Source organism: Sphingomonas sp. UYP23 (genome assembly GCF_054059235.1).
Map to the genome: position 1 here is coordinate 2221837 of NZ_JBSSBX010000001.1, position 19911 is coordinate 2241747.

General features: G+C 65.4%; 13 protein-coding genes. 7 read left to right on the top strand and 6 right to left on the bottom strand.

Annotated features, from left to right (window positions below):
- Positions 1–75: 75 nt before the first annotated feature.
- The 3 genes from ACVWYO_RS10935 to ACVWYO_RS10945 all read right to left on the bottom strand — a co-directional run bounded on the left by ACVWYO_RS10935 (position 76) and on the right by ACVWYO_RS10945 (position 3039).
- Entirely contained in the window at positions 76–513 is a 438-nt protein-coding gene (locus ACVWYO_RS10935; protein ID WP_457350698.1) for a hypothetical protein, read from the bottom strand.
- Between the two features lie 419 nt (positions 514–932).
- Positions 933–2126: an IS91 family transposase gene (locus ACVWYO_RS10940; RefSeq protein WP_457348794.1), complete on the bottom strand. Its 1194-nt coding sequence runs from the start codon at positions 2124–2126 to the stop codon at positions 933–935.
- Positions 2127–2133: 7 nt separating this feature from the next.
- Positions 2134–3039, bottom strand: a complete 906-nt coding sequence (locus ACVWYO_RS10945) for a tyrosine-type recombinase/integrase (protein ID WP_457348793.1) — start codon at positions 3037–3039, stop codon at positions 2134–2136.
- Between ACVWYO_RS10945 and ACVWYO_RS10950 the strand changes: the two genes are divergently transcribed.
- On the top strand, positions 3038–3208 hold the full coding sequence (locus tag ACVWYO_RS10950) for a hypothetical protein (protein ID WP_457350700.1): 171 nt from the start codon (positions 3038–3040) through the stop codon (positions 3206–3208). The genes ACVWYO_RS10945 and ACVWYO_RS10950 overlap by 2 nt on opposite strands.
- A gap of 482 nt (positions 3209–3690) precedes the next feature.
- On the opposite strand, the gene ACVWYO_RS10955 is transcribed toward ACVWYO_RS10950, so the two are convergent.
- Both ACVWYO_RS10955 and purD read right to left on the bottom strand, forming a co-directional pair.
- A complete protein-coding gene (locus tag ACVWYO_RS10955; RefSeq protein ID WP_457350702.1) occupies positions 3691–4383 on the bottom strand; it encodes a helix-hairpin-helix domain-containing protein in 693 nt (230 codons plus the stop codon).
- 38 nt (positions 4384–4421) lie between these two features.
- On the bottom strand, positions 4422–5687 hold the full coding sequence (purD, locus tag ACVWYO_RS10960) for a phosphoribosylamine--glycine ligase (protein ID WP_457350704.1): 1266 nt from the start codon (positions 5685–5687) through the stop codon (positions 4422–4424).
- Here purD and xseA point away from each other — a divergent pair.
- The 5 genes from xseA (at position 5687) to ACVWYO_RS10985 (ending at position 14704) form a co-directional block, all read left to right on the top strand.
- Positions 5687–7081, top strand: a complete 1395-nt coding sequence (gene xseA / locus ACVWYO_RS10965; protein WP_457350706.1) for an exodeoxyribonuclease VII large subunit — start codon at positions 5687–5689, stop codon at positions 7079–7081. The two genes, purD and xseA, sit on opposite strands and share 1 nt — an antisense overlap.
- A gap of 13 nt (positions 7082–7094) precedes the next feature.
- On the top strand, positions 7095–7295 hold the full coding sequence (locus ACVWYO_RS10970; RefSeq protein ID WP_140848227.1) for a DUF2093 domain-containing protein: 201 nt from the start codon (positions 7095–7097) through the stop codon (positions 7293–7295).
- Positions 7292–8230, top strand: coding sequence for a M23 family metallopeptidase (locus tag ACVWYO_RS10975; RefSeq protein WP_457350708.1), 939 nt, complete (start codon positions 7292–7294; stop codon positions 8228–8230). The genes ACVWYO_RS10970 and ACVWYO_RS10975 overlap by 4 nt, the downstream gene beginning before the upstream one ends.
- Positions 8231–8435: 205 nt before the next feature.
- A complete protein-coding gene (locus ACVWYO_RS10980; protein ID WP_457350710.1) occupies positions 8436–11390 on the top strand; it encodes a TonB-dependent receptor plug domain-containing protein in 2955 nt (984 codons plus the stop codon).
- A 272-nt stretch (positions 11391–11662) separates the two neighbouring features.
- Positions 11663–14704 (top strand): TonB-dependent receptor plug domain-containing protein, encoded by a 3042-nt coding sequence (locus ACVWYO_RS10985; RefSeq protein ID WP_457350712.1) that lies wholly within the window; start codon positions 11663–11665, stop codon positions 14702–14704.
- A gap of 64 nt (positions 14705–14768) precedes the next feature.
- Here ACVWYO_RS10985 and clpB read toward each other — a convergent pair whose 3' ends face one another.
- Positions 14769–17348 carry an ATP-dependent chaperone ClpB gene (gene clpB / locus ACVWYO_RS10990; RefSeq protein ID WP_457350714.1) on the bottom strand — a complete coding sequence of 860 codons (2580 nt, stop codon included), beginning with the start codon at positions 17346–17348 and terminating at the stop codon, positions 14769–14771.
- A 214-nt stretch (positions 17349–17562) separates the two neighbouring features.
- Between clpB and ACVWYO_RS10995 the strand changes: the two genes are divergently transcribed.
- Entirely contained in the window at positions 17563–19878 is a 2316-nt protein-coding gene (locus ACVWYO_RS10995) for a TonB-dependent receptor (protein WP_457350716.1), read from the top strand.
- Positions 19879–19911 lie beyond the last annotated feature (33 nt).

Here is a 19911-nt window from a genome sequence, read left to right on the forward strand (position 1 = left end):
CTCACGAACGGAGGGAATTGGTGGACTGCGGACAGGCAGGTATTTGGGCGAATTGGCGAAAAGCGGACCGTCTAACTACCTCGGGTCACTTCCCATCGGAAAGTGAGGGCCTTCCACTACGGTCGCTTGCATGTCTGCCCACAAGGCAGACTTGCCATGCTTGATCAGTTCGCAGCCTTTGAGCAATCCGGCATCCATGATGCCCTGCGACTCATTGATCACCTTCAATGATGCGGGTCGAACAAAGCGATAGCTGTGATCATGCGCGGAAAGGGCGAAGGCGACCGCCTCTCGATACCCTAATTCCGTCATAGGCAAACGCTTCTCGCGCATGATTGCGTCGATCAGTGTTAGACCGAACATACACCGGACTGCGCCGGAGCCGTTTCGCGAATCCGTCAGCCGCACGCGCACAATCGGCGGGGACGTTGAGTCTGCGCCCTCAATTGCCCACGCAAATTGATCCTGCCGCTGCAAGCCAGCAGGGCTACACGAAGCGATGAGCACCGCCATCAAGACGGGAAGAGCGGATAGGGAAGGAGAGCTCGCCACAAGCGGTATGGTGTCAGGTTCCTTCCGCCCGGTCGATGTCCGCTTTGTAGCACGCCGAAATGGCGTTCCTACGACCGACTTTGTGAAGGAAATCGGATGCCGTGAGGCGTACGATATCCTCCAAAGCAGGAAGCCGCGGGCCACGTGTACTGGCTATGGGGATTTCGAGTTTGGCCCGGCTGTGCGGCGCGTGTGACGGCTGTCGAGGCGCGTATCGGCGGCCGAGATCATGGTCCCGAGGGGCAGTGTCCGGGGTGCATCTTGCCCATGATCGCAGGTTGAAGGTGCCGCTGATGCAGTCGGTGATGTTGCCAGCACGAGCGGCAGCATCGCCGGAACCGCAAGACCTGCGTGGCGGGATGAAGCTGAGCCATGCGGGGTCATGGCGTGGTCGTCCCGGTCGATGCGGTGCTCTGCGGCGGTGCGCGCGGCTGCCGCCAGCGTTCGAAGGTCTCTATGACGACCATGTGCCCGCCGCAGCATGGACATGGCGGTCGAACGTCTTCCGGCCCGGTCGGCGCATCGGTGATGGCCGGCGGTGCAACGCCAAGTAGCTCACGGATCCGCTCGAGCTGCCCCTTGCGGGTGGCACCGGCGAGCAGGCCGTAGTGACGGATGCGGTGGAAGCCTTTTGGCAGGACATGGAGCAGGAAGCGGCGGATGAACTCATCGGCCGCGAGCGTCATGGTCTGCTGGCGGTCGGCTCCGTCTCGGCGGTAATCCTTGTAGCGGAACGTCACGCCGGTCTCGTCGAAGCGCAGCAGCCGGCCGTTCGAGATCGCCACCCGGTGGGTGTAGCGCGACAGATAGGCGAGCACCGCCTCTGGTCCCGCGAACGGTGCTTTGGCGTAGACGACCCAGTTCTTCTTCCGGACCGGCGACAGGTGGCGCAGGAACGCACGCCGGTCGGCGAGATGGCCCATGCTTCCGAAGAAGCCGAGCCGCCCGGTGTCGCGCAGCGCCATCAGTCGGGTGAGGAACAGGCGGCGGAACAGCTTGCCGAGCACGCGCACCGGCAAGAGGAACGCCGGGCGCGACGACACCCAGCGGCTGCCGTCGGGCGACAGCCCGCCGCCCGGCACAATCATGTGGATGTGCGGGTGATGGGTCATCGCCGATCCCCACGTATGAAGGACAGCGGTGATGCCGATGCGTGCGCCAAGATGCTTGGGGTCGGCGGCGATGGTGGTCATCGTCTCGGACGCCGCCTGGAACAGCAGGCCGTATAGCGCGGCCTTGTTCTGGAGGGCGATATCGGCGACCTCGGCCGGCAGCGTGAACACGACATGGAAGTAACCGACCGGGAGCAGGTCGGCCTCACGCTCGGCCAGCCAGGCGCGCGCGGCGGCACCCTGGCACCGCGGGCAGTGTCGGTTGCGGCAGCTGTTATAGGCCACCCGCCAATGCCCGCAGTCGGTGCAGGCTTCGACGTGACCGCCCATGACGGCGGTACGGCAATGTTCGATCGCCGACATGACCTTCAGCTGGTGCAGGCTCAGGTGCCCCGCATGCGCCGTTCGATATGCGGGACCAGCGCCGCGAAAGATGTTGGCGACCTCGAGGGAGGTCCGCACGAGGGCGTCAACCGGGCGGCGTCTTGCCCTCCATGAGCGCCATCAGCCGGTCGAGCGGGCTGGTCACGGCGCGGATCGTGCGCGTTGCGACCTTGGTGTAGAGCGCGGTCGTCTCGAGCTTGCTGTGCCCGAGCAGCACCTGGATCACGCGGATATCGACGTCCTGTTCGAGCAGGTGAGTGGCGAAGCTGTGCCGCAGCGTGTGCGGGCTGACGCGCTTTCGAATCCCCGCCGCCTCGGCCGCCTCGCAGACCGCGCGGTGCAGTTGCCGGGTCGAGATCGGGTCGGTGTAGCTGCGCCCTGGAAAGAGCCAGCCGTGCGGCAGAAGGACACTGCGCCGCTTGCCTTCGCGCCACCACAGCCGCAGCAGCTCGAGCAGCTGCGGCGACAGCATGGCGTTACGATCCTTGCGGCCCTTGCCCTCCTCGATCCGGATCAGCATCCGCTTGCTGTCGATATCGTCGGCCTTGAGGTGCGCGACCTCCGACACGCGCAGGCCAGCGCCATAGGCCACGCCCAGCGCCGCCCGGTACTTGATGCCCGGTGCCGCCTCGAGCAGCCGTCCCACCTCATCGACGCTCAGCACGTCGGGCAGCTTCCTGGGACGACGCGCCAGCACCAGCCGCCGCGACAGGTCGGGTCGCTCGAGCGTCACGTCGAACAGGAAGCGCAGTGCCGATACCGAGCCGTTGATCGTGGACTCTCCGACACCCTGCTCGCGTTGGTGAAGCTGGAAGCGGCGCACATCCTCGGCGGTCGCGGTATCGGGCGAGCGCCCGAGGAAAGCCGCGAAGGCGCGGACGTGGCGGATATAATCATGCTGGGTCCGCGACCGCATCGCGCGCATCGCCATGTCGTCGAGCATCCGCTGACGCAGCGGGGTGACGGGTCGTTCGATCGGTACAATCGCCATGATCAAGTTCCTTTGGTTGAAGGAACTCCATCGTCTGCCGCCGCTGCCGCCGGGCCAAACCTCACCGCAAAGGCGCTACCTCACCACCAACACCAATGCCGCGCAGCGGCTTCGTGCATTGGTCGTTTCCCGCCTTTGGTGTCATCCCCGCGAAGGTGGGGATCCATAAGGGCGACGATCTTTCATCTTGGCCCGCGTGGCGACAATGGATTCCCGCTTTCGCGGGAATGACGGCATGGGGAGCAGCAATACCCACGGCTCGTTCAAACCAATTCTGCGACCGCTTACCCGCTGGATCGCGTAATGCTGTCCTACATCCCGGCTGTCATGGTATACCCGTGACGCTCTTTGAAATCGTCAGCCTGCAGGCACGCGGATCAGCGCAAAACCGGAAACGATCGCCGCTGTGCCACCGCGTCTTGGGGTCAATCGAGTCAAGCATCCGGCCTGGACCTCGACACCCGCAGCGCCAGCCGGGCGCAATGTCCGTAAGGGGGCGTAGCCGCCGCTCGATGACCACAATCCTCCCCTTGGCGGGGAAGGATCGCAGGAAAACGATCGGGGATCGCTGTCAATTGCGGGTGGCGACGAAGCCGACGGGTTTGCATCCTGGATGCGCTGCACAGCGAAGGCGTCCGCCCCCTGGCACGTTTACCCGCCCAACTTCCCGAACGCCGCTTCATAGCCCGCGCGGTCGCCCGCGCTCAGCAGCGTCGCCTGTTCGATCCAGCGGTCGCGCGTCATGCGGCCCTTGAAGACGCCAAGCCTGGCGTCGAGCGCGGCCGCCGCGTCGGGGGTCAGCGCGGCGATCTGCTCGACGCGGGTGATGCCTTGGTCCGCGAGCGTCGCGGCGAGCTTGGGGCCGAGCCCCTTGATCTGCGTAAGGTCGCTCGCGATCGGCGCCGCCGCGACAGGTGCCGGAGCCGGAGCCGGAGCCGGGATAGGCGTAGGAGCGGGCGCTGGAGCCTGCGGCGGAACAGGGATCGGGGCAGGAATCGGCGCGGGCGCCGGAGCTGGCGCTGCAACCGGCGCTGGAGCCACGACCGGCACCTCGGCGGTCGGTTCGCCCGCGCCATCGGCCGATTTCGGCACGTCCGCCGAAACCGCCGGCGTCCCGTCGAGCGAGACGCTCCCCGGCTCCGCCGTCGCGCCATGTTCCTCGGCGATCGCGAAATTCTCTTCGACCTGCTTGGCCGCGGCCTTGCGGCGGCGGTGGAGCAGCGCGCCGTACCACAGGATCGCGAGCGCGGCGGCGGCGAGCGCGACCATCAGGATCACATGCGAAATGGTGATCGGAACCATGACGTCGATCGCCTGGTTGGGGTTCTGGGGGCCGGAAGACATACGCTACTCCTGAATTTCACGAAGGCTAGCGCAAGAGCTCAGCCCGCGTCGCGCGCAATCTCGCGCCATCCGATGTCGCGGCGGCAGAAACCGCTTGGAAAGACGATCTGATCGACCGCGTGATACGCCGCGGCCTGCGCGGCGGCGAGGGTATCGCCGAGCGCCGTTACCGCCAGCACACGCCCGCCCGACGCGACGAGCTGCCCGCCGTCGAGCCGCGTTCCCGCCTGGAACACGCGCGCGCCGGTCTCCTCGGCTTCGGCGATATCGTCGATCGCTCCGCCACTCGCCGGCGTGCCGGGATAGCCGTTGGCGGCAAGCACGACGGTGAGTGCGGCCTGCGCGACCCATTTCGCCGGCCCGCGGTGCCCGAGCGTGCCGTTCGCCACCGAAAGCAGCACTTCGAGCAGATCCTCGTCGAGCCGCGCCATCAGCACCTGGCATTCGGGGTCGCCGAATCGGGCGTTATATTCGATCAGCTTGGGGCCGTCCGCGGTGAGCATCAGCCCGGCATAGAGCACGCCCGAGAAGGGGGTTCCCGCCGCCGCCATTGCCGCGACGGTCGGCCTGACGATCTCGTCGATCGCGCGGGCCTCGAGCTCGGGTGTCAGCACGCGCGCCGGGCTGTACGCGCCCATGCCGCCGGTATTGGGGCCGGTATCGCCCTCGCCGACGCGCTTGTGGTCCTGCGCCGATCCGAAGCTGAGGATGTCGGTGCCGTCGGTCAGCACGAACAGGCTGGCTTCCTCGCCCTCGAGGAATTCCTCGATCACCGCTTCGCCGCCACGCGCGCCGAACAGATCGGCGAGCGCGCCTTCGGCTTCCTCGCGCGTCATCGCGACGGTCACGCCCTTGCCAGCCGCCAGGCCATCGGCCTTGACCACGACGGGCACACCGAAGCGATCGAGCGCGTGGCGCGCCTCGGCGCGGCTGGTGGCGTGGACATAGCCCGCGGTCGGGATCCCGGCGCGGTCGCACAGCGCCTTGGTGAACGCCTTCGAGCCTTCGAGCTGCGCCGCTGCTTTGTCCGGCCCGAACACCGCGACACCGGCGGCGCGCAGGCTGTCGCCGAGGCCGTCGACCAACGGCGCCTCGGGGCCGATCACCACCAGTTCGATCGACTGCTCGGCACAGAACGCCACGACCGCGGCATGATCGGTCAGCTCGAGCGATACGATCTGTGCATGCGCTGCAATGCCCGGATTGCCGGGTGCGGCGAACAGTGTACGCAGGCGCGGCGATTGCGCGAGCTTCCAGCTCAGCGCATGTTCGCGACCCCCCGAGCCGATCAACAGGACATTCAATGGCGGACCCTTTTCTAGAGATTGCGCGGCGCGAGGGGATGGGCGCCGGGTTGGGCGGCCTCGTAGCCGAGCCGGCTGCCGGCTACAACGCCGCGCCGATGAGTGTCGGGGAACTCGCCGGAAAGCTCAAGCGCGTGGTCGAGACCGAGTTCGGCTTTGTCCGCCTGCGCGGCGAGATCTCGGGCTACAAGCGCGTCGCGTCGGGCCACGCCTATCTCAGCCTCAAGGACGACAGCGCGGTCATCGACGGCGTGATCTGGAAGGGCAATGTCGCGCAACTGGGCTTCACCCCGCAGGACGGCGCCGAGGTGATCGCGACCGGCAAGATCACGACCTACCCCGGTCGCTCCAAATATCAGATCATCATCGACCGGATGGAGCTGGCGGGCGAGGGCGCGCTGATGGCGCTGCTCGAGAAATTGAAGGCCAAGCTGGCGGGGGAGGGGCTGTTTGCCTCCTCCGCCAAGAAGCCGCTGCCGTTCTTGCCCGCGCGCATCGGCGTCGTGACCTCCCCGACCGGCGCGGTGATCCGCGACATCCTCCACCGGCTCGAGGATCGCTGCCCGACGCACGTGCTCGTCTGGCCGGTCAAGGTACAGGGGGCAGGCGCGGCCGAGGAGGTCGCGCGCGCGATCGCCGGGTTCGATGCGATGTCGCTCGGGGACCGGCCCGACCTCGTCATCGTCGCGCGCGGTGGCGGCTCGATCGAGGATCTGTGGGCGTTTAACGAGGAGGTTGTCGTCCGCGCGATCGCCCAGTGCAGCATTCCGCTGATCTCGGCGGTGGGCCACGAGACCGACACCACGCTCGCCGATTTCGCCGCCGATCTGCGCGCACCGACCCCCACCGCCGCCGCCGAAATGGCGGTGCCCGTGCTCGCGGATCTCCGCCTCACGCTCGCCAGTCACGGCACCCGCACCGAGAAATGCGCGCGGCGCTATGCCGAGCGTGGACGCGAGCGGCTCGATGCGCTGGTCCGCGTCCTCCCGCGGCGCGACGCGCTGCTCGGTCCGCAGCGCCAGAAGGCCGACGATCTCGGCGCGCGGCTCGATCGCGGGCTTGAGCGCCGCGTCGTCGTCGCGCGCGGGCAGCTCGATCGCTCGGCGGGCGCGCTGCGGCTCTCGACGCTCGACCGCCAGCTCGAGCGCGGGCGCGACCGGCTCAGCGCGACGTGGCGGCTGGTCGAATCGCTCGGGCCCAACGCGATCCTCGACCGCGGCTATGCCTTCGTCTCGGCCAGACCTTCGGGCGCGGTGGTCGGCTCGGCAAGCGCCGCGCGCACTGCGGGGACCGTCACGCTCCACTTCCGCGACGGCGAGGTCGACGCCAAGGTTGAGCGCAGCGGCGCCAAGGCATATGCTACGTCCACGCCCGAACAGCCCACCCTCCTCTAGAACGAGCCGCGCCATGTTGATGTCCAATACCGATCGTCCCGCGCGGCTCCACTTCATGGCGAACGGGTTTCGCGTACTGGCACCGGGCGATCATGTCGTCTGCGCGGTGAGCGGGACGCGCATCGCGCTCGACGATCTGCGCTATTGGAGCGTCGCCAAGCAGGAGGCCTATGCCAGCGCGGCGATCGCGACCGAAGCGATGACGCCCGCATGAAGGCCCGGGGGGGCATTTCCACCATCCTGCACCGCGCCGCCGCACTCGTTTTGCTGATCACGCTCGGCAGCTGTGCGACCACGCCTGATCCCGCAACCGTTCAGCGGGTCACGGCGCCACCCGTACGCCGTCCCGCCACGCCGCAAGTGCAGCGCGCGCCGGTGCCGGTGAGCTTCAGCTATTCGGGATCGATGATCCAGGGTGGCATCGTCATCGGCATCGCGCCCCTCGGTACCAGCATGCTGAGCTTCAACGGCGCGGCGATTCCGGTGGCAGCCGACGGTCGCTTCCTGATCGGCTTCGACCGCGATGCCGGGCCGAACGCGAGCCTGGTTGCGACGCTCGAGGACGGCCGCGTCGTGCGCGATACGCTGACGATCGCGCCGCGCGGCTGGGACATTTCGCGCCTGTCGACGCTCCCCAAGATCCCGTTGCCGCAACCCGAATTCGACCGGCTGCGCCCCGCCGAGCTCGCGCAGATCGCCGCCGCGCGCCGCGTCCAGTCGGATTCGCAAGGCTGGCGGCAGACCTTCCTGTGGCCGACCACCGGGCGGATCTCGACGCTGTTCGGCTCGCAGCGGATCTACAAGAATGGTGAGGCCGGATCGTACCATTCGGGGCTCGATGTCGCCAAGCCACAAGGCTCACTGATCCTCGCCCCTGCCGACGGCGTGGTTATTCTGGCCGCAGACCACCCTTTCACGCTCGAGGGCAATCTGCTGATGATTGATCACGGCAATGGCCTCAATACGGCATTTCTCCATCTTGCGCGGATCGACGTACGCGTCGGCGAGCGCGTGCGGCGTGGGCAGCCGGTTGCGCTGTCGGGCATGACCGGGCGCGCGACCGGACCGCATCTCCACTGGAGCCTCAAGTGGCGCGACGCGAAGATTGATCCGCTGCTGGTGGCGGGGCCGATGCCGCGTTCGGAATGATCGAAGCGCGCTAAAGCGGCGTTTGTGGCGCCAAACCGGATACATTTGGTATAGTGTTGCATTGCGGCGACACTTGGAAAAGTTCCGTCGCGGCCTCTTTACAATATTCCGGCCACGTTACAGTCTCTCTCCATTACGACGACACGGGGGGTCCGTAGTCGTCGACGACACCGATGCCACGGGCATCAATGGGGAAAGTTTTTCGATGCAGTCCATGCAATCCCGCGCAGTCGCGCGTCTTCGTTCCACCGCCGCGCCCGTCGCCTTGCTGATCGCGCTTTCGGCCGGTCCGGCGTTTGCGCAGACCACCGCGCCGCTTCCGGCCGATCCCGCGCCGACTCAGTCCGCCGAAGAAGGCAAGGACATCGTCGTCACCGGCTCGATCTTCCGCCGCACCAACACCGAGACGCCGTCGCCGGTCACCGTTCTGACAGCCGAGACGCTGTCGCGCGCCGGCATCACCAACATCAACGATGCCGTGCGCTCGATCTCGGCCGATGGCGCCGGTTCGATCTCGACCGGCTTCACCAACGGCTTCTCGGCCGGCGGCGCTGCGGTGTCGCTGCGCGGCCTCGGCGTCTCGTCGACGCTGGTGCTGATCGACGGTCTGCGCTCGACCAACTTCCCGCTCAACGATGACGGCCACAACGCCTATGTCGATCTCAACTCGATTCCGTTCAGCGCGGTCGAGCGGATCGAAGTCCTCAAGGACGGCGCATCGTCGAGCTACGGTGCCGACGCCATCGGCGGCGTCGTCAACATCATCATGAAGAAGCACTTCACCGGCCTCAGCGGCACGGTCGAGGGCGGCGTGACCGAGAAGGGCGACGGCGCCCGCTATCGTGCCAACCTCACCGCCGGCTATGGCGATTATGACGCCAAGGGCTGGAACGTCTACATCAACGGCGAATACCAGAAGGACCAGCCGATCGGCGCGACGACGCGCGGCTTCCCGTACAACACCAACGATCTGAGCTCGATTGGTGGCCTCGACAACAACACCGGTGACAGCTCGCTGACGACCGCGTCGACCAATGCCGTCGTGCGCCGTGCGCCGCAGACCGATCTCAACAATCCGTTCGCCGGCGGTGTTGCCGCGGGCACCTACACGCTGCTCGGCGGCACTGCGCAGTGCACGCGCGGCACCTTCACCGTCGCCGGCGCCGCTGGCGGCACGGGTTGCAAGCACGACTACGGCCAGGAATACGGCACGCGCTACAACGACATCCAGCCGTCGCAGGAGCGCTACAACTTCTCCGGCCGCGTGAGCGTGCGTCTCAGCGACACGATCGAAGGCTATGCCACGGGCAGCTATTCGCACAGCCAGGTCACCATCGGTCGTTCGCCGAACAGCATCCGCCAGACGCAGCCTTACGGTGCTTCGCCGACCCAGTCGTCGAGCAACCCGGGCATCGTCCTGCCGGTCTACATCTGCTCGAGCGGCGTCAACTGCGCGACTGCGGCCGACCGCAAGCTCAATCCGAACAACCCGTATGCGGCCGCTGGCGCGCTCGATCCGGCCAACAACGCAGCGCGCATCTATTATGCGTTCGGTGACATCCCCTCCTACTCGATCCGCAACAACGAAGTGATCCGTGGCGCGGTCGGCTTCAACGGCGACATCGCGGGGGATTATCACTGGAAGGTCGACGCGGTCGGCGCGCGCGACAATTTCTCGCTCGAAAATTACGGCGTTCTCGACATCGCCGGACTGAAGAAGGCGATCAACACCGGCGCCTACAACTTCGTCGATCCGTCGCAGAACAATCAGGCCGTCCGCGACATGATCGCGCCGACCTACACGACGCCGTCGCATACCTCGCTGATTTCCGTCGATGCCTCGGTCGCCAAGGATCTCTTCGCGCTTCCAGGCGGCAATCTGCAGGTCGCCGTCGGTGGCCAGTTCCGCCATGAAACCGAAGTCAACAACAGCAACAACCCGGGCCTGACCAAATACGCCAACACCTCGGCGGCCTTCGGTACGCATGACGTCTTCGCGGGCTATTTCGAAGTCAACGCGCCGATCCTCGATACGCTCGAGGTCAATGGTTCGGGTCGCTACGATCACTATTCGGAAGGGTTCAGCCACTTCTCGCCCAAGATCGGCGCCAAGTGGACGCCGATCAAGCAGCTCGCGATCCGTGGTACCTATTCGAACGGTTTCCGCGCACCGACGTTTGCGGAAAACAACCCGCAGTCGAGCTATGCCGGCTTCGTGACGGTGACGCCGCCCGCAAGCTTCCAGCTGGCGCATGGTGGTCTCGTCACCGGTGGCAACACCAACCCCTACGCCCAGGCCTACAGCCTTGGTTCGGGCGCGACCGGCAACCCCAATCTGAAGCCCGAGAAGTCGCGGAGCTTCACCGCCGGGATCGTGGCCGAGCCAGTCCGCAACGTCAGCTTCACGGTCGACTATTACAACATCAAGAAGACCGACGTGATCGTGACCGGTCCGGATGCCGGCATCGCCCGCGCGAACTATTTCGCCGGAACCGCGCTGCCTGCAGGCTACACCGTTTCGGCGGTCGATGCGCCCGATCCGCTGTTCCCGAACGCGCTGCCGCGCGTGCTGATCATCAACGTGCCGTTCGTCAACGCCGGCTCGGTAACGGTCTCGGGCCTCGACTTCGGCGCCAACGTGCGGGTGCCGATCTCCGAGAACGTGCGGTTCACCAGCCGGCTCGATCTTACCTATCTGATCCAGTACGACCTCAATCCAGGTAACGGCAGCAAGATCCAGAAGTATGCCGGTACGCTTGGACCTTACGAACTGTCGTCGGGTGCGGGCACCCCGCGCGTGCGCGGCAACTGGCAGAACACGATCGAGTTCGGTCCGGTCTCGCTGACCGCGACGACCTATTACGTGTCGCGGATCAAGGAAGTCGCTGCCGACGAAGGCGACGACATCTCGTGCGCAGGCGGTAACCTCTACGGCACCGGCCAGAACTTCTGCTACATCAAGCGGTTCATCTATGCCGACGTGAACGCCGTCTTCAAGGTGAACGACGACTTCACGTTCAACTTCTATGTCGGCAACATCACCGGCGAGAAGGCACCGCTGGCACCGGCGTCCTACTCGGGCGCGAACTACCTGCCGACCTGGCACATGGCCGGGATCGTCGGTCGCAGCTTCCGCGCCGGGGCGAACTTCAAGTTCTGATCTAGCCTCAAATCTGCAAGGGGCGGTTTTCGCTAGATAATCGCCCCTTTTAGGTCCGGATCGGTTTTATCAAGAGATTACAGGCTGTTGCCTTTCGGTGACAGTCCGTAACCAAACCGACTTATCGGGTTACAACCCGACTTTACAGCGGTTCAGCACAGCTTCATCCACTGCACATGTCTCGGGGGGCCGAGCGCATGTTCGGTTACGAGACTTGCCATCTACGCGGCACTGCGAGCGATCGCGGTGCCGTGTTCAGCAAGGAATCGCATGTGACTCAATCGACTTCTATCGTCCGCAAGACACGGCTGCTTGCCGGTGCCGCCTCGAGCGTCGCGCTGCTCGCTTTCGCCGTCCCCGCTTTCGCGCAGGATCAGGCCCCGGCCGCCCCCGCCGCCACGCCAGCGCCGCTGCCGGCTTCGCCGCCCGTCGAGGATACCAATAACGGCCAGGACATCGTCGTCACCGGTACGCTGATCCGCAACAGCGCCGCTGCCGGTGCCGCACCGATCAACACGCTCACCGCGCAGGATTTTGCGCTCCGTGGCCAGAACACCATCGCCGAAGCGCTGCAGACGATCCCCGCCAACGGCGCGGGCACGATGACGCGCGCCTGGAACAGCTTCGGCTTCGCGACCGGCGCGACCGCGGTGTCGCTGCGTGGTCTCACCACCGGCAACACCCTGACGCTGTTCGACGGCCTGCGTTCGGCAATCTACCCGCTCGGCGATGACGGCCAGCGCAGCTTCGTCGATCTCAACACCATCCCGCAGTCGATCGTCGAGAAGGTCGACGTGCTGCAGGACGGCGCATCGGCAACCTACGGCGCCGACGCGGTCGCCGGCGTCGTGAACGTCGTCGTCAAGAAGCAGATCGTCGGCCTCCACGCCAACGCCTCGGCCGGGATTTCCGAGCGTGGCGACGGCAGCGAGAACCGCGTCGATCTGACCTATGGCTACGGCAAGCTCAGCGATCAGGGCTTCAACGTTTATGCCAATGTCGAATACCAGCAGAGCAACCCAATCTACGCGCGCGACCGCGGCTATCCGTGGAACAGCAACAATTACAGCGGCATCTGCAAGGCTGGCGGCGGCACCTGCCTCCCCAACGAGACCGTCAACGGCATCCAGGCTGATGGCAGCTTCAACGGCCTCGGCACGACCAGCGTTCCGGTCGTCCGCGCCTATCAGAACGGCAGCGCGGTTGCCGGCTCGCAATTCCAGTTGCTCAATCCGAATGCTGGCTGCCGCAACCTGACCGCGATCACGCTGACCCCGGCGCAACAGGCGCAGGCCGCAGCCGCGGGCACGCCGACCGGTTCGCAGATCTGCGGGCAGGACCTGATCAACCAGTATCTGATGGAAATTCCGAAGCAGCAGCGCTTCGGCGCCACGCTGCACGGCACCGCGAACATCGGCAGCCAGGCGCAGGCCTATGTCATGGGCAATTTCTACGAGACCCAGTCGAGCAGCAGCATCGCGCCGCTCGCCTTTGCCGGCCAGACCGCAGCAGGCGGCACGCAATACACGCTGAGCCCGGTTCTGCTGCCGGCGTTCGTCTGCCCGCGCGGCACGACCGTCGCCTGCACCGCGGCCAACGGCACGCTCAACCCGAACAACCCGTTCGCGGCGCAGGGCTATCAGGCGCGCGTCAACTATCGCTACGACCAGCCGCGTGAGACGCAGACCGATGCGAAGACCTATCGCTTCGCCGCCGGTATCGCGGGCACCTTCGGCCAGGGTTGGCACTACAATGCCGACGCGACCTATTCCGAAGTCGATCTGAAGGTCACCAACAAGGGCTATCTCAACGCGCAGCGCCTGCTCGACGTGATCAACGACGGCTCGTTCAACTTCGTCGATCCGTCGCTCAACAGCCAGGCGACGCGCGACTATATCGCGCCGGTCAACAACAACCTGTCGACCTCGAAGCTGTGGCAGGTCCAGGGTACGCTCTCGAAGGCGTTCTTCACGCTTCCGGGCGGTGATCTGACGACCGCGGTCGGCGTCGCCTACCGGCACGAATCGGTCAACAACCCGAGCGCCAATGCCCCGAACGAGATCAACCCGGCGGATCGCTATTACAGCATCAACTCGGTGAGCACGGTCGGCAGCCGCAACGTCAAGTCGGCCTTCTTCGAAATCGACGCGCCGGTGTTCGACATGCTGACGCTCAACGGCTCGGGCCGCTATGACGATTATTCGTCGGGCCAGAGCAACTTCTCGCCGAAGTTCACCGCGATCTTCAAGCCGATCGAGCAGGTGCGCCTGCGCGGCACGATCTCGCGCGGCTTCCGCATCCCGAGCTTCCAGGAAGCCTATGGCCAGCCGACGACCGGCTATATCACTGCGAACGTGCTGGCATCGCAGCCGGGCGGCGCTGCGTACATCGCAGCCCATGGCGGCAATTCCTACGCAACGCTGCCTTACAGCTATGGCCTGACCTCGTCGGGCAACCCCAACCTCAAGCCCGAGCGTTCGACCAGCATCACCAGTGGCATCGTCATCGAGCCGACGCGTCGCCTGTCGTTCACGGTCGATTACTACCATATCAAGATCAAGGGCCTGATCGGCGCGCCGGATTATTCGGGTGTGGCAGCGGCCTATTATGCGAACAACGGTGTCGTGAACCTGCCGGGGATCACCGTGAAGCCGGGCGTTGCCGATCCGAGCTTCCCGACCGCACTGCCGCAGCTCGGCTTCATCCAGTATCAGTTCGTCAACACCACGTCGCAGACGACGTCGGGCCTCGATTTCTCGGGCACGGCACGGCTTCCGCTGGGTCATGGCATCAACCTGACCAGCCGGATCGACGCGACCTACCTGATCAACCTCGAGCAGGTCACGCCGGGCGGCTCGGTCCAGCGCTTCGACGGGTCGCTCAGCCCCTGCAACATCACGTCGTGCTCGGGTGCGCCGAAGTGGCGTGGCAGCTGGTCGAACACGCTCGACTTCAACGGCAAGGGCTCGATCAGCGGCACCGCCTATTACACGGGCGGCTATAGCATGGCGTCGGTCGATTACGGCGGCAACCCCGACAGCTGCACCGACAGCATCGGCGCTTCGGTCTATGCCTATTCGGACGGCACCCCGTACAAGTGCCGCGCGCGGCGCTTCATCGACGTCGACATGACGGGGACGATCAAGGTCAACAACCGTTTCACGCTGTACGCAAACGTGCTCAACATCTTCGACGTGAAGCCGGACTTCAATCCGGGCCAGACCTACGACGCGGGCTTCGGCTACAACGTCGCCTGGGAAAGCCAGGGCTTTATCGGCCGCTTCGTCCGCTTCGGCGCGAAGGTCGACTGGTAAGCGACACCCCTGCAAAGGGCACAAGACTGGGGCGGCTCCTGAAAAGGAGCCGCCCCTTTTTGCGTCACTCGACTACGAGCTCGAGCTTCCCATCGCCTTCGTCGACCCGCACCGTCGCGCCGTCCTTGACGCTGCCGCGCAGGATCAGATCGGCGAGCGGATCCTGCAGATAGCGCTGCACCGCGCGCTTTAGCGGTCGCGCGCCATACACCGGATCATAGCCGACCCGTCCGAGCCACAGGCGTGCCGCATCGGTCAGGTCGAGCGCCACCTTGCGCTCGGCGAGCAACGTCGCGATCCGCTTGACCTGAATGTCGACGATCGGCGCCATTTCCGCCTGGCCGAGCCGGTGGAACAGCACGATCTCGTCAAGCCGGTTGAGGAATTCCGGGCGGAAGTGGCCGCGGACGATCTCCATCACCTGCGGCTCGACGCTCGCGACATCCTCGCCTTCGCCGAGCGTCGTCAGCACCTGGCTGCCGAGGTTCGAGGTCAGCACGATGATCGTGTTGGTGAAGTCGACCGTGCGGCCCTGACCGTCGGTCAACCGCCCGTCGTCGAGCACCTGCAGCAGGATGTTGAAGACATCGCCATGCGCCTTCTCGACCTCGTCGAACAGCACGACCTGGTACGGCCGCCGCCGAACCGCCTCCGTCAGCACGCCGCCTTCCTCATAACCGACATAGCCCGGAGGCGCACCGATCAGGCGGGCGACCGCGTGTTTCTCCATGAACTCGCTCATGTCGATGCGGACCATCGCGGTCGGATCATCGAACAGGAATTCGGCGAGCGCCTTGGTCAGCTCGGTCTTGCCGACGCCGGTCGGCCCGAGGAACAGGAACGAGCCAAGCGGCCGGTTCGGATCCTGCAGACCCGCACGCGCGCGGCGCACCGCGGTCGAGACCGCGCGGATCGCATTCTGCTGGCCGATCACGCGCTTGCCGATCGTCGCTTCCATTGCGAGCAACTTGTCGCGCTCGCCTTCCAGCATCCGCTCGACCGGGATCCCGGTCCAGCGCGCGACGACCCCTGCGATATCCTCAGCGGTCACTTCTTCGCGCAGCATCGCGCCTTTGGTCGCGCCCGCGGCAGCATCGAGCTGGCGCTGCAAGTCGGGGATGCGCCCGTAGGACAGCTCGCCCGCCTTTGCGAGATCGCCGGCCCTTTGCGCCTGTTCGAGTTCGAGCCGCGCGGCGTCGATCTGCTCCTTGAGCTTCGCCTCGGCCGAAATCTTGTCCTTCTCGCTTTGCCAGCGCGTCGTCAGTTCGCTCGACTGCTGCTCGAGATTGGCGAGTTCGCCTTCGAGCTTGCCGAGCCGGTCGCGCGACGCCTCGTCGGTTTCGCGCTTCAACGCCTCGCGCTCGATCTTGAGCTGGATGATCCGCCGGTCGAGGATCTCGATCTCCTCGGGCTTGCTCTCGACTTCCATGCGGATGCGGCTGGCAGCCTCGTCCATCAAATCGATCGCCTTGTCGGGGAGGAAGCGGTCGGTGATGTAGCGGTTCGACAGGGTCGCCGCCGCGACGATTGCCGCATCGGTGATCCGCACGCCGTGGTGCAGCTCGTATTTCTCCTTCAACCCGCGCAGGATCGAGATCGTGTCGGGCACGGTCGGCTCGCCGACGAACACCGGCTGGAAGCGGCGCTGGAGCGCGGCGTCCTTCTCGACATATTTGCGATATTCATCGAGCGTCGTCGCGCCGACACAGTGCAGCTCGCCGCGCGCGAGCGCGGGTTTCAGCAGATTGCCCGCATCCATTGCGCCCTCGGATTTCCCTGCGCCGATCAGCTGGTGCATCTCGTCGATGAACAGGACGATGTCGCCCTCGGCGGCCTTCACCTCGTCGAGTACGCCTTTCAGTCGCTCCTCGAACTCTCCGCGATACTTCGCGCCGGCAATGAGACTGCCCATGTCGAGCGACATCAGCTTGCGGTCTTTCAGCGTATCGGGAACGTCGCCATTGGCGATGCGCAGCGCGAGCCCCTCGGCGATCGCGGTCTTGCCGACGCCGGGTTCGCCGATCAGCACCGGATTGTTCTTGGTACGGCGCGCGAGGATCTGGATCGTGCGGCGGATTTCCTCGTCGCGACCGATCACGGGGTCGAGCTTGCCGTCGCGCGCCGCCTGCGTCAGGTCGCGCGCGAACTTCTTCAGCGCGTCGAACTTGTCTTCCGCGCCCGCGCTGTCAGCGACGCGGCCATTGCGCACCTGCTCGATCGCGGTGTTGAGCGCTTCGGGGGTGATGCCCGCGGTCTTGAGCGCCTTTCCTGCCACCGTGTTGAGCGATAGCGCGAGCGCGACGAGCAGTCGTTCGACTGTGACGAAGCTGTCGCCCGATTTGGTCGCGATCTGCTCTGCCTGGTCGAGCACGCGCACCGCGTCGTTATCGAGCCCCGGCGTCTGCTGCGCACCGCTGCCCGAGACTGCCGGGATCTTCGACAGCGCGAGATCGGTCTCGGTAACGGCACGCTTGGGGTCGCCGCCGGCCGCGCTGATCAGCCCCGACGCCATGCCCTGCTCATCCTCGAGCAGCGCCTTCAACAGATGCTCGGGTGCGATCCGCTGATGGCTCATGCGGATCGCAACGGTCTGCGCCGATTGCAGGAAGCCTTTGGCGCGGTCGGTGAATTTCTCGATATTCATGTGGAAGTGTCCCTCCTTCTTCCGGCTCGATGTAGTGTTGCACATTTGCAACACAAGAGGCGGCGGCGTCGCGATCCTGTGTTTGATGCCTAGCCGTAACGAACGTCATCGGCTTGCCACGGAATTTACGTATTTCCGCAACGCAGCATGGTTAGGCACCGCCGCAGGGCGCGGGGAGTAGTGCCTCAAAAACGATCATATCGGGGACCTCATCATGCGCCGTTTCACGCTTTGCCTGCTCGCGGGCGCCGCCCTTGCATGGCCGCTCGCCGCCTCCGCGCGCGACGGGGCGATCGCGCCGGCGCCTGCACCTGAAGCCCCCGTACCCGATGCCGACCCGGTCGCAGACGATGCCGGCAACGACATCATCATCGTCGGCAAAGGCCAGACGCGGCAGGTCCAGCAGCTGGGGCAAGCCGATATCGCGATCCTCGCGCCGGGCACGAGCCCGCTGAAAGCGATCGCCAAGCTGCCCAACGTCAACTTCCAGTCGGCCGATGCGTTCGGCGCGTATGAATGGTCGCAGCGCGTCTCGATCCGCAGCTTCAACCAGAACCAGATCGGCTTCACGCTCGACGGCATCCCGCTCGGCGACGGATCGTATGGCAACGCCAACGGCCTCCACATCAGCCGCGCTATTTCCTCGGAAAATATCGGCCGCACCTTGGTGTCGCAGGGATCGGGCTCGATCGGCGCGCAGGCGACCAACAATTTGGGCGGGACGATCGAATTCTTCTCGAGCGATCCCAAGCCGACCACCGCGCTGACGCTCAACACCAGCTATGGCAGCGAGAACACCGTGCGCGCGTTCGGGCGGTTCGACACCGGCGTGCTCGGCGAGAACGGGCCGAGCGCCTATGTCTCGTATGGCTTCCTCGATACCGACAAATGGAAGGGCTTCGGCGTCCAGCGCCAGAACCAGGTCAATGCCAAGTTCGTGGCCCCGGTCGGCCCGGTGCGGCTGGTCGGCACCTTCGATTATTCGGACCGGCGCGAGCAGGACTATCAGGATCTCTCGCTCGATATGATCAAGCGGCTCGGCTACCGGAACGACAATATCGCGAACAATTTCCCGCTCGCGGTGCTGATCGCCGATACCGGCGCGAACAGCGGCTACACGGGTGCGCCGAAGCTCAATCCGGCAGCGGGGTCGGTGACGCCCGCGCCGTATGCCAATGCCGACGACGTCTATTTCGACGCGGCAGGCCTGCGCCAGGATTACCTCGCCTCGCTTGGCGTCGAGACCGGCAAGGATGCGACCGTCCACGGCGCATTGAAGGCCTATTACCACGCCAATCACGGCCAGGGCCTGTGGTTCACGCCGTATGTCCCGTCGCCGTCGGGCGTGCCGATCTCGGTGCGCACGACCGAATATGACATCCACCGCAAGGGGGTGTTCGGTTCGCTCGGTACCAAGCTCGGCTTCAACGACCTGACGGTCGGCGGCTGGTACGAACTCAACGATTTCCGCCAGGCGCGCCGCTACTACGCGCTCGACAGCCGCACCACGCCGACGCGCAGCGCGCGCGAGTTCCAGTACCTCCCGTTCGCGACGCAATGGTACAACACCTACCAGACCGACACCGTGCAATATTACGTGCAGGACAAGATCGCGCTCGGTGATCTGACGGTCGATCTCGGCTGGAAGGGCTTTGCCGTCACCAACAAGGCGACACCAATCGTATCGGGCGGGCTTGCCTCGGGCCGCATCCAGGTAAAGGACTTCTTCCAGCCGCACGCCGGGCTTAATTACAAGATCGGCAGCGCGTTCGAACTGTTCGGCGATTTTACCGAGGTGACGCGTGCGTTCGTTTCCTCGGCCACCAGCGGCCCGTTCGCGACGACGCAGGCGGGCTTCAACGCGCTGCTCACCACCAACAAGCTCAAGCCCGAATCGTCGGACACGTTCGAGGTCGGCGGGCGCTACCATTATCGCGGTGTGACAGCCTTGGTTGCGGGCTATTATGTCGATTTCTCGAACCGCACGCTGGCGCAGAGCGTGGGAGCGGGGATCGTCGGCAACCCGCCGATCCTGTCGAACGTCGGTTCGGTGCGCGCCTACGGGCTCGAGACCGCGCTCGAGGCGAAGCTCGGCTACGGCTTTGGTGTCTATGGCTCGTACAGCTATAACGACTCGACCTATCGCGACAATGTGACCGTCGGCGGGGTGGTACAGGCGATCCGCGGGAAGCAGACCGTCGATACGCCCAAGCACCTGATCAAGGGCGAGCTGACCTATGACAAGGGCATCTTCTTTGGCCGTGTCGGCGCGGATTATATGAGCCGCCGCTACTTCACCTACACCAACGACCAGTCGGTGCCCGGCCGCGTGCTGGTCGATGCGACGATCGGCGCGCGCGTGACGATCGCCGACCGCAAGTTCGAGATCCAGGCGAACGCGACCAATCTGTTCGACAAGACATATGTCTCGACGATCGGATCGAACGGCTTTGGCTATAAGGGCGACAACCAGACGCTGCTGGCGGGTGCACCCGCGCAGTATTTCGTGACGATCAAGGCAGCGTTCTGAACGGCTTTGTTGCATAATTACGCGAGAGCATGA

Coding starts and splice junctions, on each gene's coding strand:
- ACVWYO_RS10995 (WP_457350716.1), top strand. CDS start 17,563: ATGCGCCGTTTCACGCTTTGCCTGCTCGCGGGCGCCGCCCTTGCATGG.
- ACVWYO_RS10935 (WP_457350698.1), bottom strand. CDS start 513: ATGGCGGTGCTCATCGCTTCGTGTAGCCCTGCTGGCTTGCAGCGGCAG.
- ACVWYO_RS10945 (WP_457348793.1), bottom strand. CDS start 3,039: ATGGCGATTGTACCGATCGAACGACCCGTCACCCCGCTGCGTCAGCGG.
- clpB (WP_457350714.1), bottom strand. CDS start 17,348: ATGAATATCGAGAAATTCACCGACCGCGCCAAAGGCTTCCTGCAATCG.
- xseA (WP_457350706.1), top strand. CDS start 5,687: ATGGCGGACCCTTTTCTAGAGATTGCGCGGCGCGAGGGGATGGGCGCC.
- ACVWYO_RS10970 (WP_140848227.1), top strand. CDS start 7,095: ATGTTGATGTCCAATACCGATCGTCCCGCGCGGCTCCACTTCATGGCG.
- ACVWYO_RS10975 (WP_457350708.1), top strand. CDS start 7,292: ATGAAGGCCCGGGGGGGCATTTCCACCATCCTGCACCGCGCCGCCGCA.
- ACVWYO_RS10980 (WP_457350710.1), top strand. CDS start 8,436: ATGCAGTCCATGCAATCCCGCGCAGTCGCGCGTCTTCGTTCCACCGCC.
- ACVWYO_RS10950 (WP_457350700.1), top strand. CDS start 3,038: ATGATCAAGTTCCTTTGGTTGAAGGAACTCCATCGTCTGCCGCCGCTG.
- ACVWYO_RS10955 (WP_457350702.1), bottom strand. CDS start 4,383: ATGTCTTCCGGCCCCCAGAACCCCAACCAGGCGATCGACGTCATGGTT.